The 6,618-nt window shown below is 70.1% G+C and carries 4 protein-coding genes; 3 read left to right on the forward strand and 1 reads right to left on the reverse strand.

Annotation, left to right across the window (positions count from 1 at the left end; translation table 11 throughout):
- Position 1: 1 nt before the first annotated feature.
- From ACFVZH_RS37065 to ACFVZH_RS37075, 3 genes are read left to right on the forward strand one after another with little or no spacing between them, the layout of a single operon-like run.
- Positions 2-2,545 (forward strand): ATP-binding protein, encoded by a 2,544-nt coding sequence (locus ACFVZH_RS37065; protein WP_384904547.1) that lies wholly within the window; start codon positions 2-4, stop codon positions 2,543-2,545.
- Positions 2,542-4,920: a hypothetical protein gene (locus ACFVZH_RS37070; RefSeq protein ID WP_384904549.1), complete on the forward strand. Its 2,379-nt coding sequence runs from the start codon at positions 2,542-2,544 to the stop codon at positions 4,918-4,920. Before ACFVZH_RS37065 ends, ACFVZH_RS37070 begins: the two co-directional genes overlap by 4 nt.
- Entirely contained in the window at positions 4,917-6,083 is a 1,167-nt protein-coding gene (locus tag ACFVZH_RS37075; RefSeq protein WP_384904551.1) for a C40 family peptidase, read from the forward strand. Before ACFVZH_RS37070 ends, ACFVZH_RS37075 begins: the two co-directional genes overlap by 4 nt.
- An 88-nt stretch (positions 6,084-6,171) precedes the next feature.
- Here the strand turns inward: ACFVZH_RS37075 and ACFVZH_RS37080 are convergent, their stop codons facing one another.
- Positions 6,172-6,321 (reverse strand): hypothetical protein, encoded by a 150-nt coding sequence (locus tag ACFVZH_RS37080; RefSeq protein ID WP_384904552.1) that lies wholly within the window; start codon positions 6,319-6,321, stop codon positions 6,172-6,174.
- Positions 6,322-6,618: the final 297 nt, after the last annotated feature.

A 6,618-nucleotide genomic window follows, 5' to 3' on the forward strand; every position in this document is an offset into this window, starting at 1 on the left:
GATGCGCCTGCCGATCCGGCACGTCCAGCAGAACCTGATCTTCACCACCCACGGCACCGTCTGGGCGGTGTGGCGCGTTGCCGCGACCAACTACTCCCACGCCCCGGCCGTCGTGAAGAAGCGTCGCCTGAAGGCTTTGGAGGGCCTGTTCAAGGCGCTCACCGGCGAGCCGATGCTGCTGTCGCTGTGCCCGCAGATCGACCCGACCGCGGTGGTGCGCGCCATGGTCGACGACATCGACCTGGAGCGTGCGCCCCGCTACGAGAGCCTCGGGCATGCGGTCCTGGACCAGCTGGAGACGATGGAGCTGACGGGCCGCACGGACTGGCTCGCGCTCCCGCTTCCCCCGCTGTCGCAGAAGGACGCGGTGATGTCCTCGTTCCGGGCGGCGCGGGCGGAGGTCTCCCTGCAGCTCGGTCTGATGCCCGCGGTCGTCACCGACGCGGAGGTGCAGCGGCGCCTGGAGCAGGCCCAGCGGATCCAGGCCCAGTGGCCGACCGGTGTGTCGATGCGGCTGGCGTCCGAGGCGGAGATCCTGTGGATCTACGGCCACAGCGCGCGCCGCGGGCTCGCGGAGCCATTCCTGCCTGACGGCACCGAGACCCCAGTCCGCGGCCGGGGCCGGAACATCGCGGCGCTGGGGGAGATCCTCGTCGGCGAGGGCGGCGCCGACTTCAACACCGGTCCCGCGCTGCCGGCCAACCCCTTCGCGCGGCGGTTCCTTCAGGTGTCCAGCGAGTTGGGAGACTCCTACCAGGCACTCCTGGCCCTGAGCGAGATGCCCGAGGCGTTCGCCCTGCCCGGGGCAGCCTACCTTCAGCAGCTCGACGACCTGGCCTACCCCGTCGACTGGACCGCCCGTCTGGTCATCGTGCCCGGTTCGAAGGCCGAGCCGAAGGTCCGCAAGCGGGCGCGGCACCTGAAGGCGCAGGCCGCCGAGTACGAGGGCGACCCGGCCGGCCCGCCCGCCGCCATCGCCCGCAACCAGGCCGACAACGAGGAGTACCACGAGCGGCTGACGGCGAACCGGCGCGAGGTGGAGATCCGCGCCATGGTCACCCTCGCCGTGTGGGGCACCAGCCCCGACGACGCCATGGACCGCGCCGCCGCCCTCGCCTCCGACTTCGGCTCCACCGACTACACCTTCTCCCGGCCCGCCGGCGAGCAGAGCAGCCTGTGGCAGGCGATGTTGCCCGGCTGCCGTACCCCTCGCGTCATGGCCAGCTACGCGCAGATCCTCCTCGCCCGCGACTTCGCGATGGCCATGCCCTGGTGCGGCTCCCAGCTCGGCGACGAGCGGGGTGGCCTCTACGGCCTCCAGGTCGCCTCCGGCGGCGCCCGCCCCGTCCTGATCGACCCCGCCCGCGGTCCCCGCGAGAACGCGAGCGCGTCGATGGCCTGGCTCGGCGAGCTCGGCGCTGGCAAGTCCGTCGGCATGAAGAGCGCCGTTTACAACGTCCTTGCCCGCGGGCATCAGCTCGGCCGGCCCGGCAGCCGCGGCCGCGCCGTCATCGTCGACCGCACCACGGACCAGGAATGGGCCCGCTTTGCTAAGGCATGCCCCGGCACCACTCAGCTGATCCGCATCGACCACACCGCCGAGGTCTCCCTCGACCCACTGCGTCTCTACAAGGAGAACAGCCCCCAGGTCGCGGCCCGCTTCACCGAGTCCTTCCTCACCCTGCTGCTCGGAGTCCGGCCGATGGACCTCGAAGGCGTCGCTCTGTCGGAGGCCGTCCAGGCCGTCCTGGCCCGGCCCGAGCCGTCGATGCGCGCACTGATGGACGAGCTCACCGCGCGCGGCGCCGGTGACACGGCCGCCCAGGGCCTTGCCCGCAAGCTCGCCTCGGTCTCCCGCAAGGACCTGGCCCGCGTTGTCTTCGACGAGACACTGCCGGTCGTCGACACCCAGCGCGCCGACAGCGTGGTCTTCCTGGTGTCCTCGCTCGCTCTGCCGAAGAAGTCCGAGCTTGCCAGCGAGCACCGGATCCAGCGCCTGGAGTTCGAGAAGGTCCTGGGCCGAGCCCTGATGTACCTGATCGCCGCCGTCTCCCGCGAGACCGCCATGCGCTCCCGGGACGAGTTCGCGGTCACCGTATTCGACGAGTGCTGGTGGCTCACCTCCAGCGACGAGGGCCTGGAACTGCTCCTGGAGCTGCTGCGCGACGGCCGCAAACGCAACGCGGCCGCGTACGTCGGCAGCCACGACGCCGACGACATCGGCCCGGCCGACAGCGAGAAGGGTGCCATCGTCCGCGGTCTCATCCCGCACCGATTCGTCTTCCGGCAGACCAGCCGCCCTTTGGCCGCCCGCAGCCTCGAGTTCCTCGGCGTGGACTCCACCGACACCGAGCTGCTGGACCTGGTGACCGGCGGCCTTTCGCCGCTCGGCTTGCCCGACGACCAGCGCCGGGCCCGCGCGGGGGAGTGCCTCTACCGCGACCTGGCCGGCCGCATCGGCCTCATGCGGGTCCTCATCCCCCGCGACCGGGCGATCGAGCGCGTCATCCACACCACCCCGACCAGCCAGCAGGCGGCGGCATGAGGACTCCGCGCGCCCTGTGGAAGCGGCTGCGCCTGCTTGGCACAGCCCGCATGCGCCTCGCCCTGCTCGTGGCGGCGCTCGCCGCCACCGCCTTCACCATGCTCACCTCGCTGCCGGCCCTCGCCGAACCGGGCCCGTCCGCGACCCCGACGCCCACCAGCCCGCCGCCGACCAACCCCCTCGGACCGAACCCAACCGGCACGCGTACGCCCACCCCGGAGGAGCTCGCCGAGATCGAGAAGATCATCGCCGACCTCAACAAGCGGTTCACAGACAACATGCAGGAGGCATACCTCAAGGCCGAGGAGGAGCGCCTGCGCAAGCTCCTGCCCAACGAAGGCGGCGTCCTGGCCGTCTTCAACGTCACCGACGAGCGCAACCTGCCGATCTCGGCCTACACCGTGAAGTCGGACACCGGCGGCCTGACCGACTGGGACCTGGGCATCCAGAACCTGATCACCGAACTCTGCTTCATGATCACCAAGTGGGTCATCGCGTTCTGCTGCTGGCTCATCGTCTGGGCGTTGGGCTTCGGCCTCGCCAAGCTGCTCCTGGCGCCGGTCCTGTCCGTCGCCAACTCCCTGCACACCCAGGTCATCCTGCAGATGGGGCTACCCAGCCTCTTCCTGTCGGTGTGCGCCCTGGTCACCGTCACCCGCATCTTCTTCGGGGACCGGGCCAAGGGGTGGGGGGACGCGGCACTGTCCATCCTGATCGCCGCGCTCACCGCCACGCTGCTGTCCTCGCCCCCGCAGCTCCTGCTGGGGGAGCAGGACGGCGCCATCGCCGCCGCCCGCGGCATGGCCCTCGAAGTCGCCGACATCATCCTTGACGCCAACCCGGGCGAGAAGGAAAAGGCGCCCGAGGACGAAGATTCCGCCAGCACCCGAGCACTCTCCCGCCCGCTGACCAACGCGCTGACGGACGCATTCATCGTCAAGCCGGCCATGCTGCTCCAGTACGGCCGGGTCTTCGAAGGCAACTGTGCCGAGAAGTACAGCGCCACCAAGATCACGCAGCTCGCGTACGACCGGGCGCTGAACCAGCAGATGGAGCGGCTGAAGAAGTACAACAGCTACCGGGCCTGGATCGACCCCACCGGCGCGACGATCACCGACTGGACCATGCCCCTCGCTAAGCAGTGGGCCCTCGACCACTTCGGCAACCCGCCGATGGAGCAGTTCGAAAACGACTGCGTCCAGGGCGACGTACAGGCCGCGAAGCGGGCGTCCATGGACAAGGTCGTCGGGGCGATCTTCCTTTTCGTCGCCGCGCTGATCGTCACCGTTCTGATCGCCGGTCTCGCCGGCAGCTTCCTCGTTGCGCAGTGCCGCATCGCCTGGGACGCAGTACGGGGCGAACCCGCCCTCGTGGCCGGGCTGATGCCCGGAGCCGGCCGCGTCTACCTGTGGGACTGGACGGCATCCGTCCTGCGCTCCCTCGGGCAGCTCCTCGCCTCCATCATCGGCCTCGCTGTCCTCATCCTGATCGTCCAGGCCGTCCTCGACCCTGTGCAGCAGGAATGGGGCAACGAACTTACGTTGCGCTTCCTCACTGTGGACATCGTGTGCATCGGTGCGATCAAGAAGCGCAAGGCACTCACGGTCAAGTCGAAGCAGGCTGCCGCAAACTTCCGCGCCAAGATGTCCTCGGCAAGAATCGGCGGGACCAACGGGTCGGTCTTCACACCGTCCTCGACGCCGGTGGCGAAGAACCAGTCCATCGCGCGCAAGGTCACCCGCGGGGCGCTCCGTACCGCGATGGTGGGCATCACCATCGCCTCGGGCAATCCGATCGCTGCCCTCGGCTACGCCACGAGCTCCAGCGTCAGCACCGTCGCCTTGATGAATCGGATCCAGTCCAGGGTCAACGGCGGCCGCGGCCGCCTGGCCCGGCCTGCGGGCCAGCCCCAGCCCCAGCCCCAGCCCCAGCCCCAGCCCCAGCCCCAGCCCCAGCCCCAGCCCCAGCCCCAGCCCCAGCCCGGCAACGCCGGCCACCCAGGCCAGACACCGCCCGTACCGCCGCAGAACGCGCCCGCGCAGCCGCCCGGCACCCCGGCGAACCAGCTCCCGGGAGGACCGGCAACCCACCTGGTCAACGGCAACAGCCAGGCGACCACCACCACACCGAATCAGCCCAACCCCCCGGCCACGCAGGCGACGAGGCTCCATCAGCCCCGCTACCAGGCCCCGACCCAGCCGGCGGCCTCGCCGCGCCAGCAGCAGCTCCGGCAGCGTCTGGACCGCGGCACCCCACGGCAGCCCGGCACACGCCGCGCGTCGACCGCGACCCCGCCGCGGCCCAGCGACGCGTCCCTCAGCCGTAACGAGGAGCGGGAGTTGAACATCCGTCGCCGTCGGCAGCGCCGCGCATGAAGAAGAAGTTCAAGGGGTGGCTGGCCGGCGTTGCAGGCATGCTCGGCTTGGCGCTCGTCCTGCTGGCCGCTGTCGGAGCCCACGTGGCCGGCCTCGGCCAGAGCGAGGCCGAGGCCGCGGCGGCGGCAGCCAGCTGCCCTGTCGGCGGCCAGCCCGGCCTCGACCCGGACACCGCCGAGATAGCCCGCGCGGTCAGGGAGATGCTTGCCCGGAGCGGCGACGTGAACGTGCCCGGCCTGTCCGAGCCCAAGAAGCAGGTCCCCAACGCGAAGGTCATCGTCGCGACCGGCATCCAGAAGCGGGTGCCGGCCCGCGGCCAGGTCGTCGCCCTGGCCACCGCTCTCCAGGAGTCCACCCTGATCAACCTCGACCACGGCGACCGCGACTCGCTCGGCCTGTTTCAGCAGCGGCCCTCCCAGGGCTGGGGCACCCGTGAGCAGATCATGGACCCCGTCTACTCCAGTGGGAAGTTCTACGACGGGTTGGTGAAGATGAAGGACTGGGAGCAGATGCCCGTCACCGTGGCCGCCCAAAAGGTTCAGCGGTCCGGGTTTCCCGACGCGTACGCCAAGCACGAGCCGCTCGCGACCGCCCTCCAGCAGGCCATCGCCCCCACCCTCGGCGCCGCTCCCGTCGGCCCGATGACGGGCCAGCCCGGTCTCGGCGGAGATTTCGGCCCGGGAGGGTGCGCCGGACAGGGTGGCGGCAACGTGGACTTCGGGGAGATCCCGCCCGGCTCGCTGCCGGAGGGCTACCAGATCCCGGCCACCGCGCCGATGCAGGTGAAGACCGCGATCCGCTGGGCCCTCGGCCAGCTCGGCACCATGTACCAGTGGGGCGGCAGCTGCACCAACCCCCACGGCAGCAACCCGTCCGAGCGGTGCGACTGCTCCTCCCTGACACAGCGGGCGTACGGAGTAGCAGGCAAGGAGATCACCCGCACCACCTACACACAGATCAACGACGGTCACCTGGTCCCGACGAGCGCGATCCAGCCCGGTGACCTGCTCTTCGCCGTCGGCTCCGCCTCCCGCCCCGAACACGTCGCCATGGCGATCGGACACGGCTACGTCGTGCACGCCCCCAAGCCAGGCCGCATCGTCGAGGTCACCAGGCAGGCCAACCTGGGCCCCATCCTGTCGGTCGTGCGCATCGTCGGCTGAGACGGCTGTGTCCGCCCCGGCTCGTCGGGGCGGACACACACGGGCAGCGGGCTGCTGAATGGTCACGCAGGGAAGCGCTCGTCGGCTGTCAGAAGTTGCTGCGGTCCCCGATGTACTTCGTCGTCTCGCAGGCCATGCGCTCACTGCCCTTGAACTTGACACACAGCTTGGTATCGGTGCCCGTCTGCATAGACGACCAGTGGTACGACAGGGTCTTGCCCACCTTCTTCGCCGTCAAGGTGTTGAACCGCTCGCCTAACTTAATCTTTAACCCGTGCGGCGAGGTCGTGGGGTCGTCGACTTCTTGCTCCGGGAGGTGGCGGTATCGGTCTTGCGGACTGTGTGGACGTCATGTCGTGGGGCGGGCCGGGTGTTCTTGCGGCCTGGTGGTCTGCCTGGGCCGGGGCGGGTGGGTTTCGGTGCACTGGCCGGGCAGGTGGGAGGCTGTCGCACGACTTCCCCCGTCCGGGAGTCAAGAGCGATTCGATGTTCGGCTCGGGTCGTTGCGGGGATGGTGGAGCCTGGTTCGGTGGGG

This window comes from Streptomyces sp. NPDC059534 (assembly GCF_042743475.1).
In the GTDB taxonomy this organism is placed as follows: domain Bacteria; phylum Actinomycetota; class Actinomycetes; order Streptomycetales; family Streptomycetaceae; genus Streptomyces.

Coding starts and splice junctions, on each gene's coding strand:
- ACFVZH_RS37065 (WP_384904547.1), top strand. CDS start 2: ATGCGCCTGCCGATCCGGCACGTCCAGCAGAACCTGATCTTCACCACC.
- ACFVZH_RS37070 (WP_384904549.1), top strand. CDS start 2,542: ATGAGGACTCCGCGCGCCCTGTGGAAGCGGCTGCGCCTGCTTGGCACA.
- ACFVZH_RS37075 (WP_384904551.1), top strand. CDS start 4,917: ATGAAGAAGAAGTTCAAGGGGTGGCTGGCCGGCGTTGCAGGCATGCTC.